The organism is Anaerobacillus sp. 63XJN7_5_ISO-PGPR-S23-430 (assembly GCF_056173695.1).
In genome coordinates this window covers 1,773,432-1,798,992 of record NZ_CM149686.1, presented here as the reverse complement: position 1 = coordinate 1,798,992, position 25,561 = coordinate 1,773,432, and the positions used below count along the sequence as shown (strand labels likewise).

The window sequence follows — 25,561 nt, the reverse complement described above, 5'->3', positions numbered from 1 at the left end:
TCCCTTTCACATTCTACATCATCATATAAGGCTGGGTATCAATGGACAGCTGCAGTCCTCCGCGGCTAATTTCCTTCGAAAAGTGCTTTTGGATTTCTTTTAAATGATGATGTAAGTTCGGTTCAGTTTTGTATTTTATCATGCATTGATAACGATATCTATCTTTGATCCGCGGGATAGGTGAAGCAACAGGACCGAGAACCACACTAGCTTTGGATAAATGATCCTTTAAATAGCCCGCAATTTTCTCAGTCACATCAACCGTTTTCGTTAGCTCTTCGTGTGAGACGTTCACCATGGCAAGAAAGTAAAACGGCGGATAGCCAAATTGTTTTCTTGTTAGCATCTCACGCTTATAAAACGACTGGTAGTCATGATCAGCTGCCATTTCAATACTGTAATGTTCGGGCGTGTATGATTGAACGATTACCTCTCCCGGAAGCAAGTGACGCCCGGCACGACCACTAACTTGCGTGAGAAGTTGGAACGTTTTCTCAGAAGCACGAAAATCAGGTAGATGGAGCATTGCATCACCCGCTAAAACACCAACGAGCGTTACGTTCGGAAAATCAAGACCTTTTGCGATCATTTGAGTACCAAGTAGAATATCGGCTTTTCCTTCTCCAAATTGGTTCAGGAGCTTCTCATGCGCTCCTTTTCTCCTTGTCGTATCAACGTCCATTCTAACTACCCGAGCTTCCGGAAGAATTTTCGTTAGTTCTTCTTCCACTCGCTGAGTGCCTGTCCCAAAGAAGCGAATATGCTCGCTTTCACATTCAGGACAGCGGCTTGGAAAGGGTTCTTCATGGCCACAATAGTGGCATCGCATTGTTCCATTGATTTTGTGATACGTTAAGCTAATATCGCAATGAGGACATTCCGCCACATACCCACAGTCCCGACACATGATGAATGTTGAATATCCTCTTCGATTTAAAAAGAGAACCGTTTGCTCCTTTTTTTCCAGGCGGTCTTTCAATTTGTCATAAAGATCATTCGAAAACATCGACCTGTTGCCGGCTCGCAATTCTTCTCTCATATCGACAATAGACACAGCAGGCATTGCCTGCTTGTTTACCCTTTCTAATAATTCAAGGAGAGTATAGACACCTTTGGACGCTCTTGCATAAGATTCGAGTGACGGTGTAGCACTGCCTAGTACGACGGGACACGCGTAGTGGTCTCCGCGCTTAATAGCTACATCTCTCGCATGATACCTTGGGTTTTCTTCCTGTTTGTAGCTACTCTCATGCTCCTCATCAATAATAATGATGCCAAGATTCGTAAAAGGCGCAAAAACCGCCGAACGTGCTCCAACAACTACTTTCACTTCTTTCCGATGAATCTTACGCCATTCATCGTACTTTTCTCCTCGAGAAAGACCGCTATGTAAAACAGCGACTTCTGAACCGAATCGACTTTTGAATCTGGTCACCATTTGTGGTGTTAATGAGATTTCAGGGACGAGGACAATTGCCTCTTTACCTTGTTCGAGCACACGATGAATCGATTGCAAATAGATCTCTGTTTTCCCGCTCCCTGTTACGCCATGAATGAGAAACGTCTCGTGATGACGATTTTCAATGCTATGAAGAATTGGCGTAATCGCTTGTTCTTGGAGATCAGTTAGCTCCAGAGCAGTTGAAGGTGTAAACTCTCGACCCTTATAAGGATCACGATAAAGCTCCACTTCTTCTTCCTTTAATATCCCTTTTGATACAAGCGATTTGATTGTAGACCGGGTAGTATCGAGCATATCCATGAGCTCTTTATAAGAAACCGCGCCTTCATATTGAATAAAGTGCTGAATAATTTCCTGCTGTTTCAACGCACGGTTACCCATTTGTTCTTTTTCGCTTTGAAGTTGAGCCTCACTAAGAGCCGCGGAAACAGAAAGGATTGTTTTCGGTGCCGTTTTCTCTTTCACATCATATCGTACTTCGAGCTCATCATTTTTGATAGCTCGATTTAACTCCTTATGGCTAAAGTGGGAAAGAAAGTCTTCCCACTTCACAACGTTTGAAGAAGTGAGCATACGATGCCATGGTGCCGCTTCATTCGAACGGCTTCCGAGCACAACTGATTTCGTTACATTCGCTTTCATCGCTGCAGGTAACATAACTTGAAGAGCCGATACGGCATAGCAAAGTGCTTTTTCAGTTAGCCAGAATCCAAGATCAAGTAATTCTTTTGTCAACACTGGTGTAACATCTTTCACTTCACTTATTTCCTTCAATTTTGCATGTTCTGATTCACTTACGACAGAGATAACGAACCCCTGAATTTTTCTTGGTCCAAAAGGAACGACAACCCTCATTCCAGGCTCGATCATTTCCTCCCATTCTTCAGGAATAGCATAATCAAACATGCGATCAGTTTGATTTGCTGGTACGTCAACGATAACTTTAGCGATCATGAATGTGTCACGTCCAGACGTATCACTTCATCCAATATACGATTTGCCGCTTCATGTTTTGACTGTAATGGAAGATCTACTCGCTCACCATCTTTTCTAAGGAGCGTCATCACGTTTGTATCTTTGTCAAAACCTGCTCCCACCGCTTTAATGTTATTCGCGCAGATAAGATCAAGGTTTTTCTTTTCTAGCTTCTTTAGAGCATATTCATCTAACCGCTCTGACTCAGCAGCAAAGCCGACGAGTATTTGATCCTTTTTCTGCTGTCCAAGGGTCCATAAAATATCTTTTGTTCGCTCCATTTCAATGACCATATCATCATCTGACTTCTTCATTTTCTCAGTAGAGACCATAGAAGGACGGTAATCAGCAACTGCAGCTGCCTTAATGATCACATTAGCATCCGCAGAAGCTGACAGGACAGATTGGTACATTTCTTCAGCTGTTATCACATCTATACGTTCAACTCGTTCAGGAGTCGTTAACGTAACAGGACCTGCTACAAGCGTGACATCTGCGCCACGTTTCGCGGCCTGCTCGGCTAGAGCAAAGCCCATTTTCCCGGATGAATAATTTGTAAAGTAACGAACGGGGTCAACCGCTTCACGAGTTGGGCCTGCTGTAACGATAACTTTCTTTCCAGACAAGTCCCCTACATCCTCTTGAAAATATGTTTCGAGCGTTGAGAGAATGTCTTCTGGTTCCGCCATCCGACCTTTGCCAACGTAACCGCACGCGAGTAAACCTTCTCCTGGCTCAAGAAAATGACAGTTGAAGGAGCGAAGTACATCCATATTCTTTTTCACCGCTGGATGATCGTACATATGAACGTTCATGGCAGGGGCTACAAAGATAGGTGCCTCTGTAGCAAGTAATGTGGTGGACATCATGTCATCTGCAATTCCATTAGCTAGCTTACCAATCATGTTCGCTGTTGCAGGGGCAATCAAGACGAGATCGGCCCAATCTGCCAGATCAATATGAGCAACTGAAGCTGGATCTTTTTCTTCGAACGTATCTCGATACACATCATTTCGTGATAACGTTTGGAATGTTAACGGCGTTACGAATTCAGTCGCTGAATCTGTCATTAACACTTTTACTTCTGCGCCTGTTTGATACAGCTTGCTCGTAAGTGCCGCTGCTTTAAACACCGCAATTCCACCGCTCACACAAAGCAAAATTTTCTTCCCTTTGAAACTCACCAGATTCACCTTCCATCTTATTAGTTAACATAATATAAATATCGCAACCTTGATAATTATAGCGATCGTAATGGAATTCTCTCTATAGAATCAAGAAAAAAATAACAACCTATTCTCATAGGTTGTTACTTCTTAATCAGTCTTCTATCATTCCATCAGCAAGTAGTTTGCCATCAAGCACTTCTTCAAGCGCTTTGCCAACAGCCTTAACGGACTTTGGACGATCAACATAAACATTACCAGTTTGTTGAATCGTGCGTGCACGCTTAGCTGAAAGTGTTGCAAGTGTGTACTTTGAATCAATGCGATCCATTAGTGAGTCAATCGATGGGTATAAAATCATAATTAAACCTCCGTTACATTCTTATATTTATGTGCAAGACGATCACGTCTAAGGTGCTCTGCTGTAATAATAGCACGAATTCGCTCGCAAGCTAATTCAACTTGATCATTTTCAACGATATAATCGTATTCATCAATCAATTCGATTTCCTCTTTCGCTACGCCCATACGGTTATCAATTAAATCATTTGATTCCGTACCGCGGTTTACGATGCGATTTCTAAGTTCTGTCAAACTAGGAGGCATTAAGAAAATGAAAGCTCCTTCAGGAAAATGCTTTCGTACTTGCTTTGCTCCCTGAACTTCAATTTCAAGTAGCACATCTCTACCTGACTGCAATGTCTCTTCCACATAGTCAACAGGCGTACCGTAATAATTGCCAACGTAATGGGCATATTCGAGTAGCTTATTATTTTCGATCATCTCTTCAAATTCTTCATGAGATTTAAAGAAATAATCGACGCCGTTCACTTCACCTTCACGCGGTTTACGGGTTGTAACAGAAATCGAATACTGTACTTCAGCCGCATTTTGCATGAATGCTTTTCTGACTGTTCCTTTTCCGACACCAGATGGGCCTGATAGAACAATTAACAATCCACGTTCTTTTTCCATACTTACCTCCACTTAATTGATGCTACTCGTCTGAAAGCTCGTCTTTGTTTACTAGACGCTGAGCTACTGTTTCAGGCTGGACTGCCGAAAGAATAACATGGTCGCTATCAGAGATAATAACAGCTCGTGTTCTTCGTCCGTATGTTGCATCCACAAGCATATTGCGGTCCCTTGCAACAGTAATGATTCGTTTGATTGGTGCCGATTCTGGACTAACAATTGAGACAATTCGATTCGCATTCACAATGTTTCCGAATCCGATATTGATTAATTTAATACTCATGGTCGTTCCTCCCAGGAATCACGATTCTATTTTTACACCAGTAAGGTGATTTTAAACAAAGCGTTCAGGCTATTCAATATTTTGAACCTGTTCACGAACCTTTTCCACTTCGCTCTTAAGATCAACAATATGCTGGCTGATCTTATGGTGTTGAGACTTGGAACCGATCGTATTCAGCTCCCTATTGATTTCCTGTACTAAGAAATCAAGTTTCCTTCCAACGACACCATCACTACTAAGAATATCATGGAATTGGGCCAGATGACTACGGAGCCTGATGATTTCTTCATCTATACTCGCTTTATCTGCAAGAAAAGCTACTTCAGATAATATCCGGGCTTCATCCACTTCATCTAATTCTTTAAAACTTTCAAGCTTTGTGCGGATCCTGTTCTTAAAAACTGTTGTTACTTCATGAGAAAGGTGTGAAATAGAAGTCATTTGATCATTCATGTTCGCAAGTTTTTGGCGTATATCTTGATCAAGTGCCTTTCCTTCGATCTGACGCATCTCAACGAGCTTATGAATAGCTTGATTTAGCGTATAAAAAATCGATTCCTCAAGCTGATCGATGTTATGCTCCTTTTCATTCACTTGAAAAACATTCAGATTCATCATGGTAGAAGCTGACAAATCTTCTTTCAAATGATAGCGTTCTGTAGCTTGTTTCAAAATCGTTATGTATTGATCTAGCAAGTGCCAATCTACTTGAACATTAGATGATTGGAAATCAGCTCCATCGATGGTTAAATAAAGTTCGATTTTGCCACGACTGACATAGCTCTGAATCGCCTGCTTCATCCTACCCTCTAGATGAAAGACTGCTTTTGGCATGCGAAATGTTCCATCAAAGTAGCGGTGATTCACAGACTTCATTTCGATTGTTACTTGAACACCCTCATATACATTTGACGCTCTGCCAAACCCGGTCATGCTCTTAACCATATTATCACATCCATTAGCTATTCTAACCAATTGTACCACTTCATCAAACCGAAACAAAGGGATATCTCTCTCGACTATACGTGCTACAACAGAAAAACAGAGGGGGCTACCCTCTGCTATGTTTTCTTCTAAAGAGTGTTGTTCCAGCCAGAAGAAATGTTGGAATGCTTGAGAAGACTAATATTAACATCCATTCTCTCATTGATAAATAAGTTGTATGGAAAATCGGTTGTAATGGTTCATAGTAGATTACTGCCAGAAGCAAGCCAACGGAAGATAGGACAGCAAGAACCAACGCTTTATTCTCAAATGGATTTCGGTGAAAAATCGACCGTTCGCTTCGACAGTCAAAAACATGGATTAATTGCGCAAGAACGAGCGTTGAAAAAGCTACAGTTTGCGCTTGAACGAGGTCATTTGGGTTTTCATTGTAACAGATCATAAACGCTGCTAATGTACATGCTCCGATCATAATCCCTCTAGAAATGATTTTCCAACCTAACCCCCTTGCAAATACGCCTTCTTTCGGCTTGCGCGGGTCTCGCTTCATGACGTTACCCTCTGCAGGATCAAGTCCAAGAGCCATTGCTGGCAACCCGTCTGTGACGAGGTTCACCCATAGTATTTGAATGGGTACGAGAGGAAGCGGCAGCATGAGCAAGATAGCAAATAGCATGACGAGAATTTCGCCTACATTAGATGCTAATAAATAGCGAATGAATTTTCTAATATTCTCGTATATGTTTCTTCCTTCTTCAACTGCGTCTCGTATCGTAGCAAAATTATCATCACTTAAAATGAGCGATGACGATTCTTTTGCAACATCCGTTCCTGTTTGTCCCATTGCAATGCCGATATTAGATGCCTTAATAGCCGGAGCATCATTTACTCCATCCCCTGTCATTGCGACAACATGCCCTTTATTTTGGAGGGCTTTTACAATCTTTAATTTATGTTCAGGCGACACACGAGCAAAAACATAGATGTCTTCAACTTGATTTTCGAGTTCTTCTACTGTCAATGTCGATAGCTTACTTCCTTCCATTACTTTGCCACGCTCTGGTAGAATCCCCAGGTTAAGAGCAATCGCTTTTGCGGTTGTCACATGGTCCCCTGTGATCATGATCGTTTTGATGCCTGCTGTTTTACAATCTGCAACAGCTTGCTTTACTTCTTCCCGTGGAGGATCAATCATACCTTCTAAACCGACAAATGTTAAACGAGATTCAGCCTGAACGCTATGTAGCATATTCTCTTCATTTTGTATCGGTTTAAAAGCAACTGCAATAGTTCTTAGAGCTAAACTACCAAACGTATCAAGCTGCTCTTGAATTTGTTTCTCATAGCTTTTGCGTAATGGCGCTTTCTTCTCACTCCATAGAACTGATTCACATTGCTTTAAAACAATATCTGGTGCCCCTTTGGCAATAACATAGCGTTTACCAGAAGAATCTTCCACAATCATACTCATCATTTTCCGATTAGAATCAAATGGAAACTCTTGAATGATGGTAAACTCTTCTTCTCTTACATCCTCTGTTAACCCAGCCTTCATCGCAGCAGCAACAAGCGCTCCTTCAGTTGGGTCTCCATCAAGTACATATTCACCCTTTTTCTCTATCACTCTTGCATTACTACAGAGAAGACCAAACGTCAGAAGTTGCTTTAAAGACCGTTCATCATCTGAGTAAACACGCGTATTTCCTTTAAAAAAGTCACCGTAAGGAGAATAACCCGATCCGGTCACATCCCACGTTTCCCCTCCAGCCCACAGTTTTGTAACCATCATTTTATTTTGTGTAAGTGTTCCTGTCTTATCAGAACAAATGACTGTCGCACATCCAAGTGTTTCAACAGACGGTAGTTTACGAACAATCGCTTTCCGTTTACTCATTCTCTGCATGCCGATCGCAAGCGCAATGGTCACAATCGCTGGCAATCCCTCAGGAATTGCTGCCACAGCAAGCGATACACCAGCTAAAAACATGCTATACACATCGCGTCCTTGAATGATCCCAAGGACCACGACTAACGCTGTAAGCATAAGCGCTGCTGCGATTAAGATTTTACCCAGCTGTTCGAGTCGATGTTGAAGAGGCGTTTCCATCGTATCCGCTGATTGAATTAAGTGAGCGATCTTTCCCATTTCGGTCTTCATTCCTGTTGCTGTTACAATGCCAATCCCTTTTCCCTTTGTAACGAGCGTGCCCATGAATCCCATATTGTGCTGATCCCCTAGCCCTGGATGTTCATCCGGGATCGGCTCTGGATGCTTGTTCACTGGCAATGACTCCCCCGTCAAGGCGGATTCTTCAATAAGCAAGCCCTGACAAGAAAAGAATCGCACATCTGCTCCAATTCGATCTCCACTTTCCATTCGTACCATATCTCCGATAACAACTTCTGAAGCTTGAATTGTTGTCCATTCTCCATCACGAAGGACCCTCATCTTTGGAGATGACAACTGTTTTAATGCTTGGAGAGACTTCTCTGCCTTTCGCTCTTGAACAAAGCCGAGTATCCCATTCATTAAAATGATTAGGATAATAGCAATGGCATCGAGATACTCTCCAAGTAAACCGGAAATCAACGTAGCTGCAAGAAGCACAACGACCATAAAATCTTTAAATTGGGCTAAGAAGATTAAAATCATTGATGGCCTTTCTACTTCATCGAGCTGATTTAATCCAAATGTCTTTCTTCTTTGCACCGCTTCTTTTGAGCTAATCCCTTCATCGCTTGTCTCTAATTCCTCTTTCACTTCCGCTTTTGTCATGTTATACCAGTTCATTTTCCCCACCCCGATCCTGCACGTAATCTCCCTAATAATTCATCTATATTCAGACAAGCTCAAAAAAATGCTATACTAAGAATAATGTCTATTGATAGGAATGTAGGTGAACAATATGTCTTTTGACGGTATGGTAATGAGAGCCGTTGCACACGAAACAAATGAATTGTTAAAAGGTGGACGAGTTACGAAGATCTATCAGCCTTATGCAACTGATTTATTACTTGTTATTCGTTCAGGTGGTAAAAATCATCAGCTGTTATTATCGGCGAATCCATCTTATGCAAGAATTCAAACAACACAGGAATCCTATGCAAATCCAAAGGAGCCTCCAATGTTCTGCATGCTTCTTCGTAAGCACTTAGAAGGTAGTATTGTAGAAGAGATTAAACAAATCGAAAATGAACGCATCATTCACGTCACATTTAAAGCACGTAATGATCTTGGTGACTTAACAACAAGAACGTTAGTAGCTGAAATTATGGGGCGTCATAGTAACGTTATTTTACTTAACGAATCAAATATGATTTTAGATAGCATTAAGCATCTTTCACCGTCTGTAAACAGACACCGAACGGTTCTTCCAGGGCAGGATTATATTGCACCTCCTGCACAGAACAAAATTTCTCCGTTCGGCTTAACGAGAGACGATTTTCTAAGACAAATTGATTTCAATGCAGGTAAACTAAGCCAGCAGCTCGTTCAAGCTTTCGGTGGACTTTCACCACTGATCGCAAAAGAAGTGATTCACAGGGCAGGACTAGCTAACCGTACAACTCTACCGGAAGCTTTCTTTGATGTCTTCCAAGAGCTAGAGCAGCATCACTACAAGCCACAAATGGTAACAGAAGCGAAAGAATTCTTCTCTGTTGTTGAGCTGTCTCACTTATCAGGAGAAAAAAGAGAATTTGAATCTGCTAGCGAACTGCTCGACCGCTTCTATTATGGAAAAGCTGACAGAGACCGCGTAAAGCAGCAATCGAATGATCTAGAGCGTTTTCTTTCAAATGAATTAAAGAAAAACGAGAAGAAAATTCAAAAGATCACTCGTACGATTCAGCAGGCACAAGAAGCCGATACGTATCAACTACTTGGCGAGCTGTTGACAGCAAACATGCATATGGTGAAGCGCGGGGATAAAAAGGTAGAAGTGATCAACTATTATGATGAAGATGGTGGAACAGTTCTTATTGAGCTGAATCCTCAGAAAACACCTTCTGAAAACGCTCAAGCCTATTTCAAAAGATACAGTAAAGCGAAGAATTCGATCTCTGTTCTTGAAGAACAAATCAGAATGGCCCATCAAGAAATCGCATATCTGGAACAGCTGATTCAACAATTAACCTCGGCCTCCCCACGTGACATAGAGGAGATACGTGAAGAGCTTGAAGAAGAAGGATACATTAAGAAACGTCGTAAAAAGAAGAAATCCAAACCAACGAAACCTCAGCTTGACGCTTACGTCTCGTCAGATGGTACGGAAATACTCGTTGGGAAGAACAACAAGCAAAATGAGTATTTAACGAATAAGCTTGCTGCTCGAGGAGAAACGTGGCTTCATACGAAGGATATTCCGGGATCTCACGTGGTGATTCGAAGTAAAGAATACACGGAGGAAACGCTCCTTGAAGCCGCCAACCTTGCCGCCTATTTCAGTAAAGCACGCGAATCTGGTTCAGTGCCGGTTGATTATACCGAAGTACGTCATGTCAAAAAACCAAACGGCGCCAAGCCAGGGTTTGTGACATATGATCAACAAAACACTCTTTATGTAACACCAGATCAGGATTTGATATTTAGGATGAAGAAGTAATTTCAAATTCATAACGAAAGAAGGGCTGATCGCAATTGTATAGCGATCAGCCCTTCTTTTTTATTCATACTAAAAGATTTCTTCTATTACCAGGAGTACTCAATTTCACCTAGATTAATCTTCTATATTGAGTTAGAAGTTCAGAGTATCAGCTGAATACTTCTCCAGAAATTTTCTTAGAAGCATCTCCATGCTCCCACCCACAGAAACGATCATAGAATAGATCATATTTCGCTTGATATTGTTCTTTTACCTGATCAATGTTTTTAATCGAATCAATAATCTCATCGTTTGTAAACACTAACGGCCCAGGTAATTCAGACTCCATATCAATATAAAATCCCCTTAAGGTATCACGATATTTTTCTAAATCATATGTGAAGAAAAGAATTGGTCGTTTCAAGTTTGCATAGTCAAAAAACACGGATGAATAATCTGTGATTAAGATATCGGCTATGAGATATAATTCTGAGATATCATCATACTTAGAAACATTGAAAGCAAATCCTTCAAAATCTTCAGTATTAAGATGATCGGCTATAAAGTAATGTGTGCGAAGAAGCACCACATACTCATCACCTAATTCTTCTTGCAATCGCTCAAGATCAAATCTTAACGAAAACTTGTATTGACCAGGTTTATAAAATTCGTCATCGCGCCAAGTAGGTGCATATAATATGACCTTTTTATCTAATGGAATATTTAACTGCGTTTTAAATCTTTCCATAAGGTGTGTTTTGTTATCACTGTGTAATATATCATTTCTAGGATAGCCATATTCAAACATGCGATTGTTAAATTTAAACGCTCGCTGAAATATCTCACTGGAATAAGAATTTGCTGAAATTAAATAATCCCATCTTCTAGATTGTTCATAAAAGTCTGCTTTATAATTTGGATTGGCTGAATGAACATCATTCATATCAAACACTAGTTTCTTTAATGGTGTGCCATGCCACGTTTGAAGGTAGATATTTCCCTCTCGTTTCTTTAAAGCTTTTGGAATTCGAGAATTCGAAACCCAATATTTTGCCCGCGCCATGTAATAGAAATAAGCTAATGATAGTCGTTTCACTTGCTTAGCATTACCCGGTATTTCTTTACCTGGTTTAGCGAAAACCCAAATATAATTATAGTCCTTATTTTCGTTAATGAGCTCTTCATAAATGTTTTTAGGACTATCTGAATAATTTTTTCCTAAGAAGCTTTCAAATACGATTGTTTTGTTTTGCATTGGTAGCTTAGTAAATACATAGTTGTATAACGTTCGATAAAGTTTTTGGCGACCTTTTAATGATCTTGAAGTTATTCTTAAAACTTTATGCAGTTTCAGTAGCTTCCTAAGCTTTTTCTCATCTTTATTTCTGATCGCTTTTAGCTCTCTTTTAATAAAGAAACTAATTCTTCTAGAATAAGAATGGGTATCTATAAATTGGACGACTGACGATAAATCCTCGAGAACTTCTGAATAGATGTCTTGTTCTTGAAGAACGAAGATCACGTATTGACAATAATAAGAAACGAACTGATTGCATAGAAATTTAATGGCTTTTGGATTCTCTGAGTACACTTCTGTTAGTTTATGAAATCTCTCCACATATTCTTTTATTTTAGCTACGTCATCGTGTTGTGTTAATGACTCGGGAGAATCTGGGTCTTTTCGCCATTGTTTTTTATAAATATAGCCTGTTATCGTAGGTACGGTTTTGAAATAGTCAAGGAGAGGTAACAAAAAGGTTAAATCACTATAGTATCTGTAGTCCTCATCAAAACGTAGATTTAGTTCATCAACTAACGTACGTCTAAACAATCGATTAAGTACAGATTCATTTCGAAATTTAGATTTTGAATATTTAATTCGATGTTTAACAGGTAAAGTGAGGTTGGCTTTTTTATTTTGTTTGTTGAATGAACCAAATATAACTTCATGATGGGTGATGTTGCTAATAAGAAGACCTAGAGCATATTGATCTAAACTATCGTCACTATCTAAAAAGTAGATAAACTCTCCTGTCGCCACATCTAATCCAGTGTTTCGGGCATGCGCTACTCCTTTATTAACTTTTAAATCTATGGATTTTATTCGAGAATCTTGTTTTTCATAATTACTAATAATCGATTGACTATTATCCGTTGATCCATCGTTAATCAAAATAGCCTCCCAATTAGAATAGGCTTGATTGATTAATGATTCAATACAATTTTCCAAGTAAACTTCTGTATTGTACACAGGAATGATAATTGATATTTTATTTTTCATGACATTTCACCTTTATCTATGATTTTGAGTTCACTGTTATACTCCATTTTTTCAAAATCACTATCGATTTTCATGTTGGTTCTTATTAGGGTATTTTATACAATTAATTCAACTATCTTTTTGGCATAAAACCCTTTTTATAACATATGAGGACTCAATTCACTAGATTACCATAGCTTAATCTTTTTGTAAATTTTTGTTTTATTTATTACAATAAAGTAAATAACCGTAAAAACTTTAATAATATCGTTATGAAATTTACAATTATTCAACATCCTATATTATGATTATGTTAGAGAACATTATTAATATTTGACTCTGCCGAAAATCAAAATAGAAATTAACCTTTTCACAACAAAAAGGTTCCTGCTAAAGTAACTAGCGGGAACCTTTTATTTATTAGGCTTTATTCTCAGAGATTGTAGCTTTTGAAAAAATTGTATAAAGAATCACACTTCGCTGATTGGAGCGGAAATTCCCCCGCTCAGTAACACTGCTTTCGAAAACAGTCATTTGTTATAAGACTGCAACCGTAATAATCGCTAGCCCATCAAGCACTTCTACATGCTTCGTTTCCTTCGCACCAAGCCCTTTCAGCTTCTCGCTTAGCTGTTCTGGTGTATAGCGATGTCTTTTCGTGGAAACGTTCGACCACTTTAACAGTGATGTTTGTTCAAAACCGCTCATTCCATGCTTTTTTGCATACTCGAATGCAGCCATTTGGTTCATTTGAAGAGATGGATTTAACATAACAATCCTACCGCTTTTTTTTGTAACCCGCATCATTTCTTTCATACCTGCTTCTGGCTCTGGTAAAAGGAACATAACGCACGTTGATAGAGACAAATCAAACGTGTCATCGTCAAACGAAAGATTGCATGCGTCATCTTCTGAAAAGTGACTTTTATTCGCTCGATTTAAAAAGAAGAAATTCTGTTTACTTGCCTTCACCATTTCCGATGATAAATCAACACCTGTCAGCATACTCGCTTCCTCGACGCCACGAAGAAGGAGTCTTCCTGTTCCACACCCTACATCTAGAACGGACTTCCCTTCCCATGATCCTGAAGCTTGTTTTAATTCATCGTGAACAGCTCCAAGCCATTTTGTTCGAGCCATATCATCAAAAAAGGATACGAGCGAATCGAACTCTTCTCCTTGCATTTTTCTCATCTTACCCCTCCTAAACGGAGAGATCTTTCAACTGCTCCAACCATTCTGTTGAAGATGGATTGTCGCGCCAGTGAAGCAGTGATTGAACCTCTCTTTCCTCAATCATACCTGTTTCAACGGCGCTTGTTAACAATTCATCGAAATTGGTAAGGGTATCCCAGGCAATTCGTTCAGCAGCGAACTGCTCTGCCCCTTTTTTCATCCCATATGTAAAGATCGCGGCCACACCAAGAACATTCGCTCCGGAAGATTGTAATTGCTTCACAGCATCAATGGCACTGCCACCAGTTGAAACCAAATCTTCAATTACCACAACTTTTTGGCCTTCATCTACTTTTCCTTCAATAACATTCCCTTTTCCATGCCCCTTTGCGCTTCCCCGAACGTAAACCATTGGTAAATCTAATACGTCGCTTACCCACGCTGCATGAGGAATCCCCGCTGTTGCTGTTCCAGCAATCACTTCTGCATCAGGGTATTTTTCCTTCACCATAGTAGCAAGCCCCTGGGCAATTTCTTTTCTTACCTTTGGATATGAAAGTGTTAAACGGTTATCACAGTAAATTGGTGACAATAAGCCTGAGGACCACGTAAAAGGATTATTCGGCTGTAGACTCACTGCCTCAATTTCCAATAAGGCTTTAGCGATTGATTTCATATGAATTCCTCCATTCAGATTTTAGTATGTCATATGCCGCTAATGGATTCTTCGCTCCAGTTACGCTGCGTCCTACGACAATGAAATCACTTCCTAGAGACCGTGCTTTCTTTGGTGAGCAGACGCGGTTTTGATCACCAGCCATATCCCCTTCGAGTCTAATTCCAGGAGTTACAGTTAGAAAACGATCGCCACAAGCTTCTTTTATCATCGGAACCTCGAGAGCTGAGCTCACAACACCATCAAGCCCACTTTCTCTTGCAAGATTGGCGAGAGAAACAACGCTATTCTTCATATTTCCAGTGATTTGCAATTCTTTTCGAAGCATCTCTTCTGACGTACTTGTTAATTGCGTAACGCCGATGCAAAGCGGGCGCTTTTGCCCTGAGCTCGTACCTGATTCAAGCCCTTCTATGGCCGCCTTCATCATACGCGATCCCCCACTAGCATGAACATTGATCAAATCAACACCAAGACCGGCTAATCCTTTCATCGCCTTTTGGACGGTATTTGGAATATCATGAAGTTTCAAATCAAGAAAAACATCATGACCCTGCTGCTTTAATTCATCTACTAGCTTTGGTCCATGTTGATAGTAAGCTTCCATACCAACTTTAACGAAAAGCTTTTCATGCTCAAATAGCGCAAGGAAATCATCTAGCTCATCTTTTCTAGAAAAATCTAATGCGAGGATGATTGAAGATTCCATTCCGTTTTCCAACTCCTTCCCGTAAGCTCTGAAATATGGTGAACACCTAACTCATCCAGCAATGGTGGTAAAGAGTCAATAATGTTAGGGCATGTGAATGGGTCAACGAAGTTTGCTGTTCCAACCGCCACAGCGCTCGCTCCAGCAAGAAAATATTCCATCACATCTTCAGGCGTCTGGACCCCGCCCATTCCGATAATCGGGATATTCACCTGTTGACTTACTTGATGAATCATACGAATGGCAACAGGCTTAATAGCAGGACCAGATAAGCCACCAGCCCCATTCGCAAGGATTGGCTTACCTGTTTTCAAGTCAATTCGCATTCCGAGAAGCGTGTTGATCATCGTCAACCCATCCGCTCCAGCACGTTCAACTACTTTTGCCATTTGTACAATATCTGTCACGTTCGGTGAGAGCTTGACGTAAACAGGAACTGACGATACATCTTTTACAGCTTTGGTTACGTCATATGCTGTTTCTGGTACCGTTCCAAATGCAAGTCCGCCTTCCTTCACATTGGGGCAAGAAATGTTTAACTCTAGCGCGTGAACGTTCGGTGCTTTAGAAATTCGTTTAGCTACGGCCACATAATCTTCAATTGTAGATCCTGCGACATTCGCAATAATTGGCACATCAAATTGTGATAACCATGGTAATTCTTCTGCCATGACACGCTCAAGGCCCGGGTTCTGGAGACCAATAGCGTTTAACATGCCTGACGTCGTTTCTGCTACACGAGGTGTAGGGTTTCCGAATCTAGGCTCATTGGTGGTCGCTTTTACCATAATGGCTCCAAGCTGATCCAGTTTATAGAATTGACTGTATTCTCTACCAAATCCAAAGCACCCAGAAGCTGGCATAATCGGATTCTTTAAGTCAAGACCTGGCAGCTGAATTCCTAATCGGCTCATAGGACAACCTCCCCTGCTTGAAATACCGGACCGTCGCTACATACTTTTCGATAAGCAAAGCCTGTTTCATCCCCCTGTACATGACAAACGCATGCAAGACAGGCACCAATTCCACAGCCCATTCGCTGTTCAAGGGAGAGGTACACACCCTTTTTAGCGCGATAGTTTTCTAGCGCTTTTAACATTGGAGATGGCCCACAGGCAAAGAGATAATCTGCTTCCATATCAAGCTGATTTGTTACAAACCCTGCTTCCCCATGAGTTCCATCCGCTGTTGTAATCGTGACAGGACCTAACGTTTTAAACTTCTCTTCATAAAAAACAACTGAACTCGTTTGAAAGCCATTTATGTGCTTCACATTGACACCGCGCTTCGTTAATTCCTGCGAAAGATAATAAAGGGGAGGCACGCCGATACCGCCTCCTACAAGCAAAGCCGTATCTCCCTCCATTATTTTCTCAACCGGAAACCCTTTACCGAGCGGGCCGAGGAGGTCAACTTCAACACCCGGCACCATTTCAGATAAAACTTTCGTTCCTTTTCCTTCTGCACGATAGATCATCGTCAACTCATGCCTTTTAGGATCAATATGACAAATGCTAATCGGCCTTCTGAGAAGTGGATCTGACCCGAAGCCAGCTTTTACATGAACAAATTGTCCAGGTTGGAAGCTTTCATCAATTTCCTTATGGAAAACAACTGCTTCATAAATCGAAGCTGCAATTTCTTTTTGAGACACGAGCTCTGTTTTTAACTGCCTCATGAACGAACCACTTCTTTTTCGTGAAACTTCGGCATGCTTGTGCTTGTAAAGGTCATTGTTTCAATAACGCGAAGCAGAGCTCTTGCTGTATCAAGAGATGTAAAGCACACAACTCCGTTTTCAACTGACTCTCTTCGAATGCGGAAGCCGTCACGAGCCGGCTGCTTTCCTCTAGTGAGCGTATTAATAACAAATTGTGCCTGACCTTCACGAATGACGTGTAGTAAATTCGGCTTTTCTGCCCCAATTTTATTGACGACTGTCACTGGGATCCCAAGATCACGTATGATGTGAGCTGTTCCTTCTGTCGCAAGAATGTGATAGCCGATCGCATTGAAACGCTTCACAAGATCGATCGCTTCTTCTTTATCTTTGTCCGCGATTGTGAATAACACTGAGCCGTGAGTTGGAATCTTCATACCGGAAGCAACTAGCCCTTTATATAGAGCTTTCTCCAGTGTGTAATCGCGACCCATCACTTCGCCTGTTGATTTCATTTCAGGCCCGAGCGTAATATCAACGCGGCGCAGTTTAGCAAACGAGAAGACCGGCACTTTTACATATACATCGTCTCGCTCTGTTCCATACCCTGTTTCGTAACCAAGTGATTCAAGCGATGCTCCTAGAATCACTTTTGTTGCTAGATTCGCCATTGGTACCCCAGTAATTTTACTTAAGAATGGTACCGTCCGACTTGAGCGGGGATTTACTTCAAGTACATACACCTGTTCATTTTGAATAACATATTGGATATTAAGGAGACCTTTGATCTTCAAACCTCTCGCAAGAGCGATTGTCTGATCAATGAGCGTTTGTTTCACTTCACTAGATAAGCTCTGCGGAGGGTATACTGCAATCGAATCCCCAGAGTGAATCCCAGCACGCTCGATGTGTTCCATAATACCTGGAATAAATACGGTTTCTCCGTCAGAGATCGCATCAACTTCAATTTCTTTCCCCATCAAATACCGATCGATTAAGACTGGGTGCTGCGGATTAACCTTAACGGCATTTTCCATGTAATGAAGCAGTTCGCTTTCCTTATACACAATTTCCATTGCTCTTCCGCCGAGTACATAGGATGGGCGAACGAGGACAGGATAACCAATTCGCTCAGCAATGGCCACTGCTTGATCAACGGAAGTAGCTGTCTTCCCTTCTGGTTGAGGTATGTTCAGCTCTGCCATAGCCATTTCGAATTTATCGCGATTCTCCGCTCGATCCATATCTTCTAAAGATGTTCCAAGGATTTTCACGCCTCGAGCTGATAGTTCGTCTGCTAGATTTATAGCCGTCTGACCTCCGAACTGAACGACTACGCCTTTAGGCTTCTCAAGATCAATCACATGCATCACGTCTTCAACAGTTAATGGTTCAAAATAAAGCTTATCTGAGATGCTGAAATCAGTAGATACAGTCTCCGGGTTATTATTAATGATAATGGCTTCATAACCCGCTTCACGAATGGCCCAAACACTGTGCACCGTTGCGTAATCAAATTCAATCCCCTGGCCGATTCGAATTGGCCCCGAACCTAGGACGAGCACACTCTCTTTTGGTGTTTCAAGTGATTCATTCTCATCTTCATAAGTGGAGTAGTAATAAGGCGTTTCAGATTCAAATTCGCCCGCACACGTATCAACCATTTTGTAAACGGGACGGATGGCTTCTCGCGTTCGTAGTTCATAGATTTCAAGCTCCGTTTGATCCCATAGTGCTGCAATGATGTGATCTGAGAAGCCTTTTTGCTTTGCTTCAAGCAAAAGATCGAGATTTCCTTTGTTCTCTTTCAACTTGTTTTCAAGCTCAATGATCCCTTGCATTTTGACGAGGAAATAATGATCAATTTTGCTCCAATCATGAATTTCTTTTATCGTTTTTCCTCTTCTGAATGCTTCTGCAACAACGAAGATGCGCTCATCATCCGCAAAGCGAATTCTTTTCTCCATCGTTTCTTCATCAAGGTCAGCTAGTTCAGGAATAGTAAGATGACTAACGTTCGATTCCAGAGAGCGAACCGCTTTTAGTAGTGATTCTTCAAGCGTACGACCAATTGCCATCACTTCACCTGTTGCCTTCATTTGCGTTCCTAGCTTACGATTCGCACTTTCGAATTTATCAAATGGCCATCTTGGAATCTTGGATACAACATAGTCTAAAGCTGGTTCGAAGCTTGCATATGTTTTGCCTGTAACAGGGTTTTTCATTTCCGAAAGAGAGAGCCCCACCGCGATTTTCGCTGCAAGCTTGGCAATTGGATAGCCAGTTGCTTTAGATGCAAGAGCGGAGGAACGACTAACTCTGGGATTTACTTCTATGATGTAATATTGGAAGCTGTATGGGTCAAGCGCAAGCTGAATGTTACAGCCACCCTCAATTTTTAGTGCGCGAATGACTTTTAGCGCTACGTTACGTAGCATTTGATAGTCTCGGTCAGAAAGGGTCTGACTCGGCGCTACGACGATGGAGTCACCTGTATGGATTCCAACAGGATCGATGTTCTCCATGTTACATACAACGATCGCTTGATCTTGACCATCTCGCATCACTTCATACTCGACTTCTTTAAACCCAGCAATACTTTTTTCGAGAAGACACTGCGTAACCGGGCTGTATTTTAGACCACTTGAAACAATTTCTTCTAATTCTTCATCGTTGTTTACGATTCCACCGCCTGTACCACCGAGCGTATAGGCAGGACGTACGATAACCGGGTATCCAATTCTCTTCACAAATCGATAAGCTTCTTCGAGATTATGAATAATATCACTTTCCGGTACTGGCTCGTTTAACTCATTCATGAGCGTACGAAACAAATCACGATCCTCTGCCTGCTGAATCGCATCAAGTTTCGTACCCAAGAGTTCTACTTCATAGTCTTTTAAAACGCCCGCTTCTGATAATTCCATTGCCATATTCAGTCCAGTTTGCCCTCCAAGTGTTGCAAGAAGAGCATCTGGTCGTTCTTTTCGAATAATACGGCTAACAAAATCAAGCGTTAGTGGCTCGATGTATACTTCGTCCGCGATTGTGGTATCCGTCATAATTGTTGCAGGATTTGAGTTTACTAGAATAACTTCATAGCCCTCTTCTTTTAACGCCTGACACGCCTGCGTTCCTGCGTAGTCAAATTCTGCTGCTTGCCCGATGACAATTGGTCCAGATCCGATCACAAGGATTTTCTTAATATCTGTACGTTTAGGCATATGATTTTTCCCCCTTGAATGTTGTAATCATCGAGATAAAGTCGTCAAAAAGTTCATTGGAATCTTCTGGTCCAGGTGATGCTTCTGGATGGTATTGCACACTAAAAGCTGGTTCATTCTTATGCTTGACGCCTTCAATGGAACCATCGTTTACGGCAACATGTGTGACTTCAAGGTCCGTATTCTCTAACGTTTCAGCCGCAATCGTATAGCCATGATTTTGCGAAGTAATCGCGACGCGTTTTGTTGTTAAATCCATTACGGGGTGATTGGATCCTCTATGACCAAATTTCATTTTCTCTGAATCCGCTCCGCAAGCAAGGGCAAATAGTTGGTGACCTAGGCAAATGCCAAAGAGCGGAATTTTACCAAGAATGCCGTTAATCATGTCCACTGCTTCAGGAACATCTTTTGGATCGCCAGGGCCATTACTTAGCATTACGCCATCAGGGTTTAGGCGCAGAATTTCTTCTGCCGACGTATTGTATGGGACAACAACAACATCACATTTCCGTTTTGTTAGTTCTCTTAAAATGCCGTGCTTCATTCCAAAATCGACAAGAACGATGCGGAATCCACGACCTGGACTTGCATAAGGTGCTTTAATGGATACCTGCTGTACCTGGTCCCTTTTCAATGGCGTATCTCTTAGATCACGCGCAATCTTCTCTGGATCAACATCCATGCTACACATTTTTCCTTTTAACGTTCCATTCGAGCGAATCAGCTTTGTCAGCTTCCTTGTGTCAATCCCTTCAAGTCCAGGAATGCCTTTCACACGAAGCAATTCATCAAGCGTCATTTCATTTCTCCAGTAGCTCGGTACTTCTGTTGCTTCTTTCACAATAAGACCGTGTACAGAAGGATTAATCGATTCGAAATCATCGCGGTTAATGCCATAGTTTCCAATTAGCGGGTACGTGAGCGTTACGATTTGAGCACAATAGGATGGATCGGACAAAATTTCCTGATAGCCCGTCATGCCTGTGTTGAAAACAACCTCACCACTTTTCTCAATGTCACTACCGAATGCTTTCCCTACAAAAACGGATCCATCTTCTAATATCAGCTGTCTTCTCATCATTGATCGCTCCCCTTTTCAAACACGAGTTTGCCATTTACAACTGTTGCCGTTGGCCATCCTTTACAAGTCCATCCATTAAATGGGGTATTCTTTCCTTTCGAAACAAATGACTCTGGATTAATGTCCATTTGCTCTGTTAAATCGATAATTGTCATATCTGCAAGTGCGCCTATTTCTAGAGTGCCGTATTCAAGTCCAAATGCACGGGCAGGTTTCACCGTTAACCAATCCACAAGTTGCTTAAGTGTGAAGGTCCCTTTCTCAACAAAATGGGTGTATAACAGCGGAAAAGCCGTTTCCAGTCCTACTATGCCGAATGGCGCTTTTTCCATTGACTGTGCTTTTTCACCTTCTGAATGAGGGGCGTGATCCGTTGCAATAAAGTCAATTGTACCGTCGAGCAGGCCTTCAATAAGGGCTTCTCGATCTTCTTTTGATCGAAGAGGTGGGTTCATTTTGTAATGCGTATCAAGTCCCGGTATATCATCTTCTGATAAAAGGAGATGATGTGGTGTTACTTCAGCTGTTACGTTAATGCCAGCCCTCTTCGCATCGCGTACGGTACGAACGGACTCCTTCGTACTAATGTGGCAAACATGATAATGAACGCCTGCTGCTTCAGCGAGCAGAACGTCTCTTGCAATATGTACCGCTTCACAAACCGATGGAATACCATTTAGTCCATTCTCTTTTGAGAAATAACCTTCATGAACGCTTCCTCCGTTGATCAACGTATTTTCTTCACAGTGGGCAACAATTGCTAGGTTACTAGCTGCCGCGCGCTTCATCGCTTCTAGCATCATTCCAGCATCTTGAACACCAACGCCATCATCTGTTAAAGCAAACGCACCGTTTGTTTTCAACCCTTCAAAATTCGTAAGCTCTTGACCTAGCTGTCTTGTTGTAATCGCTCCGTATGGTAGGACGCGAACACTTGCCGTTTCTTTGATTCGATTCATTAACGTTTGCATCGTTTCTTCATTGTCTGGGACAGGTCTTGTATTCGGCATCGCTGCGATTGTTGTAAATCCGCCTTTCGCCGCTGCTTTAGTACCTGTTTCAATCGTTTCTTTATGCTCTCCTCCCGGTTCCCTTAAGTGCACGTGCAGATCAACGAGCCCTGGAACTAGGAGGTTCCCTTTCGCATCAAAGGTTTCGTACTCCCCCTTTTCAATGCTCTGTGCGATTGTTTCAATTTCACCTTCTTGATTGATAAGAACATCGCGCTCCATCAATTCTCCAGATTCATTAAGTAGTTTCGCGTTTTGGATTAGCATTACACGACCATTCCTTTCTTAGTAGGTTGTAGGACCAAGTTCAAGCAGGCCATTCGTACATAAACACCGTTTTCCATTTGCTTAAAAATTCTTGAGCGTTCACATTCCACTAATGATGTCTCAATTTCAACGCCTCGATTGACCGGCGCAGGATGCATGATAATGCTGTGTTTCTTCATACGTCTTTCTCGCTCTACCGTTAGGCCGAATGACTGGAGGTAGGAATCAGTATCGCTTCTTCTTGCATGGCGTTCATTTTGAATGCGGAGTAGCATGAGGACATCTGCCTGTTCAACCGCTTCATCCATTGTGACGTATGGGTATTCATTCATTGTTTCATCTTGCCATTCACGTGGGCCCGAAAAACTCACTTTTGCGCCAAGCCTACTTAATACGTTCGCATTTGACCGCGCTACCCTGCTGTGCTTTATATCACCAGCGATCACAACGTTAAGACCTTCAAATCGCTTGAACTCTTGACGAATCGTGAGGAGATCTAGCAGCGATTGGGTTGGGTGATGCCCGCATCCATCGCCTGCATTAATGATGGACATGGACGTTTTCTCAAGTAGCGGTTCGAAATACTTCTCATCTTTGTGCCTTACGACTACAGCACTTGCCCCTATAGATTCAAGGGTTTTAATGGTGTCGTATAGCGTCTCCCCTTTTTGAACGCTTGATGATGACGTTTCAAAATTCAACACCTCATATCCGAGTCGCTTCTCTGCTACCTCGAAGCTAAACCTTGTTCGGGTTGACGGTTCGAAGAAAAGATTCGCTATAAACACTGGCTCCTGTCTTTGAATACTTTTTCCATTTCTAAAACGTTCAGCCTGCAGTAAAATTTCATGAATTTCATCTAATGTAAGAGAGGTCATATCAAGTAAATGCTTCACATCACTCACTCCGTTTCGTTAATATTTTTCTCGAAAAAAAGCACCCTGAGCGTTGTCAGGGTGCAGAAGGATAGACGCGTTTAAGTAAACGCATCTCTTTCCCACCCTTTTAGGTCTCTCTGTACCTTTTTAAAGGATGATGCTATGCAGCTGGTTCGTTATTTTCAAGATCTTCTTCAAACATTTTCTCAACCGATTGCTGTGAGCTTCCGCCAGGCAAAATGAGGTTCAGCGTAATACCAATGACGGTCGCAAGCGCCATTCCTGCAATTTGCAAGTTGTCACTAACCTGGATGAATGCCCCACCTACACCGATGACTAGGATTACGGAGGAGATAATCAAGTTGCGCTTTTCACCAAGATCAATTTTGTTATCAATCAGCATGCGCAAGCCAGATGATGCAATAATTCCGAAGAGAAGGATCGACACGCCGCCCATGACAGCCGTTGGAATCGTTGAGATAAGAGCTGTTACTTTTCCAATGAAGCCGAACATAAGGGCAAGGACAGCAGCCCCTCCGATAACGAACACGCTGAATACTCGTGTTATCGCAAGCACACCGATGTTTTCCCCATATGTCGTATTCGGCGGTCCACCAAGGCAAGATGCGATCATTGTGGCTACTCCGTCTCCAAGAATGGAACGATGGAGACCTGGAGTTTTCAAGAAATTCTTGCCGGCAACTTTACTTAAAACCATCTGATCGCCAATGTGCTCTGCAATCGTGACAACTGCAATTGGTACCATGATGAATAAGATTTCCCATGAGAAGACATCAACCGGGTTGTAATCCGCAAACGGGATGATGAAATCAGGCATTTGAAAGAATGAAGCTTCTTTAATTGGAGTAAGGTCAACAATACCCATGAAGTAAGCAAATGTGTATCCAGATACAATGCCGATTAAAATCGGAATCAGGCTGAAAAATCCTCTTAAAAACATGGAAGCGAGAATGGTAATCCCTAGCGTAACAAGCGCGACAGTAAAGTGCGTGCCGCTATAGGCTTCCGTAGCAGGGTTATTCATCGCCATGTCAATCGCCGTTCCTGCAAGACCTAGTCCGATGACCATGATCACGGGGCCAACTACGATCGGTGGAAGAAGTTTTAACAGCCAGTTTAACCCAAGCGCTCGAATCCCAATTGCGACAAGACCGTAGACAATCCCGGCAAAAAAGCTTCCGATCATGGCTCCCTCAGGTCCGTGCAAAGAGACGGCTGAAATGATTGGTGCAATAAAGGCGAATGACGACCCCAGGTATGCAGGGATGCGACCTTTCGTTATGGCAAGATAAGCTAGCGTCCCAAGTCCACTTGAGACAAGGGCGACCGCCGGATCAAGTCCGACGAGAAATGGAACTAATATCGTTGCGCCAAACATGGCGAATAAATGCTGTAAGCTTAATGTGAGCCAGCTTGAAGGTTTGGGTACCTCTCGAATTCCTAATACTTTTTTCATGATGTATTCCTCCTTGGTTGTGCGTGTCCCGGCCATCGTTTTTCTTAACCCTAAGGTATAAAAAAACTCCTTGCATGGCCGCAAGGAGGTACACGCGTGTCCTTAAACGGAACGCGTCTCCTCCCTTGGCCGTCTCTCTGGACGGATTTAAAGGGAGCACGATTTATGATTGTGATAAGCTAACTTGGTCAAAGTCATCTACTTCTGTAAGAGCAACTTCAATGATTTCTTCTTTTGCTGTTGGTACGTTCTTCCCTACATAATCGGGACGAATTGGTAATTCTCTGTGTCCACGATCAACTAGCACCGCCAGTTGAATTTGTGATGGACGTCCAAGATCCATTAAGGCATCCATTGCAGCACGAACGGTTCTGCCTGTATAAAGGACATCGTCAATAAGTATCACTTTTTGATCTGTTACATCCTTTGAAATGCTTGTGCCTTTTATTAGGGGATCCTGATCTTCGTTTTTGTGAGTAAGGTCATCGCGATACATGGTGATATCAACTTCTCCTACTGAAATCGCTGATCCTTCAATTTGTTCGATTCGTTCAGCTAATCTCTCAGCTAAATAAATGCCTCTTGTTTTAATCCCAACAAGCATTGTATTATCAATGCCTTTATTACGCTCTAGGATTTCATGTGCAATTCGCGTAAGCGCTCTTCGAATCGCTTGATCATCGAGCAAAATGCGTTTGTTTTCCATGATGATCGCCCCTCTCTCTTTATCGGTCTGTGGCATTAAAAAACC

The 25,561-nt window shown here is 41.9% G+C and carries 20 protein-coding genes; 1 reads left to right on the top strand and 19 read right to left on the bottom strand.

What is annotated here, in order from left to right; genetic code table 11:
• Window positions 1-13 precede the first annotated feature (13 nt).
• The 7 genes from priA to AC0VYJ_RS09670 all read right to left on the bottom strand — a co-directional run bounded on the left by priA (window position 14) and on the right by AC0VYJ_RS09670 (window position 8,597).
• Window positions 14-2,416 (bottom strand): primosomal protein N', encoded by a 2,403-nt coding sequence (gene priA / locus AC0VYJ_RS09700; RefSeq protein WP_475367265.1) that lies wholly within the window; start codon window positions 2,414-2,416, stop codon window positions 14-16.
• Window positions 2,413-3,621: a bifunctional phosphopantothenoylcysteine decarboxylase/phosphopantothenate--cysteine ligase CoaBC gene (gene coaBC / locus AC0VYJ_RS09695; RefSeq protein ID WP_475367264.1), complete on the bottom strand. Its 1,209-nt coding sequence runs from the start codon at window positions 3,619-3,621 to the stop codon at window positions 2,413-2,415. Before coaBC ends, priA begins: the two co-directional genes overlap by 4 nt.
• A 136-nt stretch (window positions 3,622-3,757) precedes the next feature.
• Entirely contained in the window at window positions 3,758-3,964 is a 207-nt protein-coding gene (gene rpoZ / locus AC0VYJ_RS09690) for a DNA-directed RNA polymerase subunit omega (RefSeq protein ID WP_202407214.1), read from the bottom strand.
• 2 nt (window positions 3,965-3,966) lie between these two features.
• On the bottom strand, window positions 3,967-4,578 hold the full coding sequence (gene gmk / locus AC0VYJ_RS09685) for a guanylate kinase (protein WP_194221376.1): 612 nt from the start codon (window positions 4,576-4,578) through the stop codon (window positions 3,967-3,969).
• A gap of 22 nt (window positions 4,579-4,600) precedes the next feature.
• The gene (gene remA / locus AC0VYJ_RS09680; protein ID WP_159782328.1) at window positions 4,601-4,861 is read right to left on the bottom strand and encodes an extracellular matrix/biofilm regulator RemA; all 261 of its coding nucleotides are present in this window, start codon (window positions 4,859-4,861) and stop codon (window positions 4,601-4,603) included.
• A 69-nt stretch (window positions 4,862-4,930) separates the two neighbouring features.
• Window positions 4,931-5,806 carry a YicC/YloC family endoribonuclease gene (locus AC0VYJ_RS09675; RefSeq protein ID WP_475367263.1) on the bottom strand — a complete coding sequence of 292 codons (876 nt, stop codon included), beginning with the start codon at window positions 5,804-5,806 and terminating at the stop codon, window positions 4,931-4,933.
• A 106-nt stretch (window positions 5,807-5,912) separates the two neighbouring features.
• A complete protein-coding gene (locus AC0VYJ_RS09670) occupies window positions 5,913-8,597 on the bottom strand; it encodes a calcium-translocating P-type ATPase, SERCA-type (RefSeq protein WP_475367262.1) in 2,685 nt (894 codons plus the stop codon).
• 115 nt (window positions 8,598-8,712) lie between these two features.
• On the opposite strand from AC0VYJ_RS09670, the gene AC0VYJ_RS09665 reads away from it, so the two are divergent.
• On the top strand, window positions 8,713-10,410 hold the full coding sequence (locus tag AC0VYJ_RS09665) for an Rqc2 family fibronectin-binding protein (RefSeq protein ID WP_475367261.1): 1,698 nt from the start codon (window positions 8,713-8,715) through the stop codon (window positions 10,408-10,410).
• 148 nt (window positions 10,411-10,558) lie between these two features.
• Here the strand turns inward: AC0VYJ_RS09665 and AC0VYJ_RS09660 are convergent, their stop codons facing one another.
• From AC0VYJ_RS09660 to pyrR, 12 genes are all read right to left on the bottom strand, one after another.
• Window positions 10,559-12,670, bottom strand: coding sequence for a bifunctional glycosyltransferase/CDP-glycerol:glycerophosphate glycerophosphotransferase (locus tag AC0VYJ_RS09660; RefSeq protein ID WP_475367260.1), 2,112 nt, complete (start codon window positions 12,668-12,670; stop codon window positions 10,559-10,561).
• Window positions 12,671-13,186: 516 nt separating this feature from the next.
• On the bottom strand, window positions 13,187-13,843 hold the full coding sequence (locus tag AC0VYJ_RS09655; RefSeq protein ID WP_475367259.1) for a class I SAM-dependent methyltransferase: 657 nt from the start codon (window positions 13,841-13,843) through the stop codon (window positions 13,187-13,189).
• Window positions 13,844-13,853: 10 nt separating this feature from the next.
• Window positions 13,854-14,501, bottom strand: a complete 648-nt coding sequence (pyrE, locus tag AC0VYJ_RS09650) for an orotate phosphoribosyltransferase (protein ID WP_475367258.1) — start codon at window positions 14,499-14,501, stop codon at window positions 13,854-13,856.
• Window positions 14,485-15,210, bottom strand: a complete 726-nt coding sequence (gene pyrF / locus AC0VYJ_RS09645; RefSeq protein WP_475367257.1) for an orotidine-5'-phosphate decarboxylase — start codon at window positions 15,208-15,210, stop codon at window positions 14,485-14,487. The genes pyrE and pyrF overlap by 17 nt, the downstream gene beginning before the upstream one ends.
• Window positions 15,183-16,124 (bottom strand): dihydroorotate dehydrogenase, encoded by a 942-nt coding sequence (locus tag AC0VYJ_RS09640; RefSeq protein WP_475367256.1) that lies wholly within the window; start codon window positions 16,122-16,124, stop codon window positions 15,183-15,185. The genes pyrF and AC0VYJ_RS09640 overlap by 28 nt, the downstream gene beginning before the upstream one ends.
• Window positions 16,121-16,888, bottom strand: a complete 768-nt coding sequence (locus tag AC0VYJ_RS09635; RefSeq protein ID WP_475367255.1) for a dihydroorotate dehydrogenase electron transfer subunit — start codon at window positions 16,886-16,888, stop codon at window positions 16,121-16,123. Before AC0VYJ_RS09635 ends, AC0VYJ_RS09640 begins: the two co-directional genes overlap by 4 nt.
• Window positions 16,885-20,094: a carbamoyl-phosphate synthase large subunit gene (gene carB / locus AC0VYJ_RS09630; RefSeq protein WP_475367254.1), complete on the bottom strand. Its 3,210-nt coding sequence runs from the start codon at window positions 20,092-20,094 to the stop codon at window positions 16,885-16,887. Before carB ends, AC0VYJ_RS09635 begins: the two co-directional genes overlap by 4 nt.
• Entirely contained in the window at window positions 20,087-21,175 is a 1,089-nt protein-coding gene (locus AC0VYJ_RS09625; RefSeq protein WP_475367479.1) for a carbamoyl phosphate synthase small subunit, read from the bottom strand. Before AC0VYJ_RS09625 ends, carB begins: the two co-directional genes overlap by 8 nt.
• Complete coding sequence (locus AC0VYJ_RS09620) at window positions 21,175-22,455, bottom strand: dihydroorotase (protein ID WP_475367253.1); 1,281 nt, start codon at window positions 22,453-22,455, stop codon at window positions 21,175-21,177. The genes AC0VYJ_RS09625 and AC0VYJ_RS09620 overlap by 1 nt, the downstream gene beginning before the upstream one ends.
• The gene (locus AC0VYJ_RS09615) at window positions 22,455-23,351 is read right to left on the bottom strand and encodes an aspartate carbamoyltransferase catalytic subunit (RefSeq protein ID WP_475367252.1); all 897 of its coding nucleotides are present in this window, start codon (window positions 23,349-23,351) and stop codon (window positions 22,455-22,457) included. The genes AC0VYJ_RS09620 and AC0VYJ_RS09615 overlap by 1 nt, the downstream gene beginning before the upstream one ends.
• Before the next feature lie 142 nt (window positions 23,352-23,493).
• The gene (locus AC0VYJ_RS09610) at window positions 23,494-24,810 is read right to left on the bottom strand and encodes a solute carrier family 23 protein (protein WP_430242781.1); all 1,317 of its coding nucleotides are present in this window, start codon (window positions 24,808-24,810) and stop codon (window positions 23,494-23,496) included.
• Between the two features lie 163 nt (window positions 24,811-24,973).
• Window positions 24,974-25,516 (bottom strand): bifunctional pyr operon transcriptional regulator/uracil phosphoribosyltransferase PyrR, encoded by a 543-nt coding sequence (gene pyrR / locus AC0VYJ_RS09605; protein WP_194221361.1) that lies wholly within the window; start codon window positions 25,514-25,516, stop codon window positions 24,974-24,976.
• Window positions 25,517-25,561 lie beyond the last annotated feature (45 nt).

Coding starts and splice junctions, on each gene's coding strand:
- priA (WP_475367265.1), bottom strand. CDS start 2,416: ATGATCGCTAAAGTTATCGTTGACGTACCAGCAAATCAAACTGATCGC.
- rpoZ (WP_202407214.1), bottom strand. CDS start 3,964: ATGATTTTATACCCATCGATTGACTCACTAATGGATCGCATTGATTCA.
- gmk (WP_194221376.1), bottom strand. CDS start 4,578: ATGGAAAAAGAACGTGGATTGTTAATTGTTCTATCAGGCCCATCTGGT.
- remA (WP_159782328.1), bottom strand. CDS start 4,861: ATGAGTATTAAATTAATCAATATCGGATTCGGAAACATTGTGAATGCG.
- AC0VYJ_RS09675 (WP_475367263.1), bottom strand. CDS start 5,806: ATGGTTAAGAGCATGACCGGGTTTGGCAGAGCGTCAAATGTATATGAG.
- AC0VYJ_RS09670 (WP_475367262.1), bottom strand. CDS start 8,597: ATGAACTGGTATAACATGACAAAAGCGGAAGTGAAAGAGGAATTAGAG.
- AC0VYJ_RS09665 (WP_475367261.1), top strand. CDS start 8,713: ATGTCTTTTGACGGTATGGTAATGAGAGCCGTTGCACACGAAACAAAT.
- AC0VYJ_RS09660 (WP_475367260.1), bottom strand. CDS start 12,670: ATGAAAAATAAAATATCAATTATCATTCCTGTGTACAATACAGAAGTT.
- AC0VYJ_RS09655 (WP_475367259.1), bottom strand. CDS start 13,843: ATGAGAAAAATGCAAGGAGAAGAGTTCGATTCGCTCGTATCCTTTTTT.
- pyrE (WP_475367258.1), bottom strand. CDS start 14,501: ATGAAATCAATCGCTAAAGCCTTATTGGAAATTGAGGCAGTGAGTCTA.
- pyrF (WP_475367257.1), bottom strand. CDS start 15,210: ATGGAATCTTCAATCATCCTCGCATTAGATTTTTCTAGAAAAGATGAG.
- AC0VYJ_RS09640 (WP_475367256.1), bottom strand. CDS start 16,124: ATGAGCCGATTAGGAATTCAGCTGCCAGGTCTTGACTTAAAGAATCCG.
- AC0VYJ_RS09635 (WP_475367255.1), bottom strand. CDS start 16,888: ATGAGGCAGTTAAAAACAGAGCTCGTGTCTCAAAAAGAAATTGCAGCT.
- carB (WP_475367254.1), bottom strand. CDS start 20,094: ATGCCTAAACGTACAGATATTAAGAAAATCCTTGTGATCGGATCTGGA.
- AC0VYJ_RS09625 (WP_475367479.1), bottom strand. CDS start 21,175: ATGAGAAGACAGCTGATATTAGAAGATGGATCCGTTTTTGTAGGGAAA.
- AC0VYJ_RS09620 (WP_475367253.1), bottom strand. CDS start 22,455: ATGCTAATCCAAAACGCGAAACTACTTAATGAATCTGGAGAATTGATG.
- AC0VYJ_RS09610 (WP_430242781.1), bottom strand. CDS start 24,810: ATGAAAAAAGTATTAGGAATTCGAGAGGTACCCAAACCTTCAAGCTGG.
- pyrR (WP_194221361.1), bottom strand. CDS start 25,516: ATGGAAAACAAACGCATTTTGCTCGATGATCAAGCGATTCGAAGAGCG.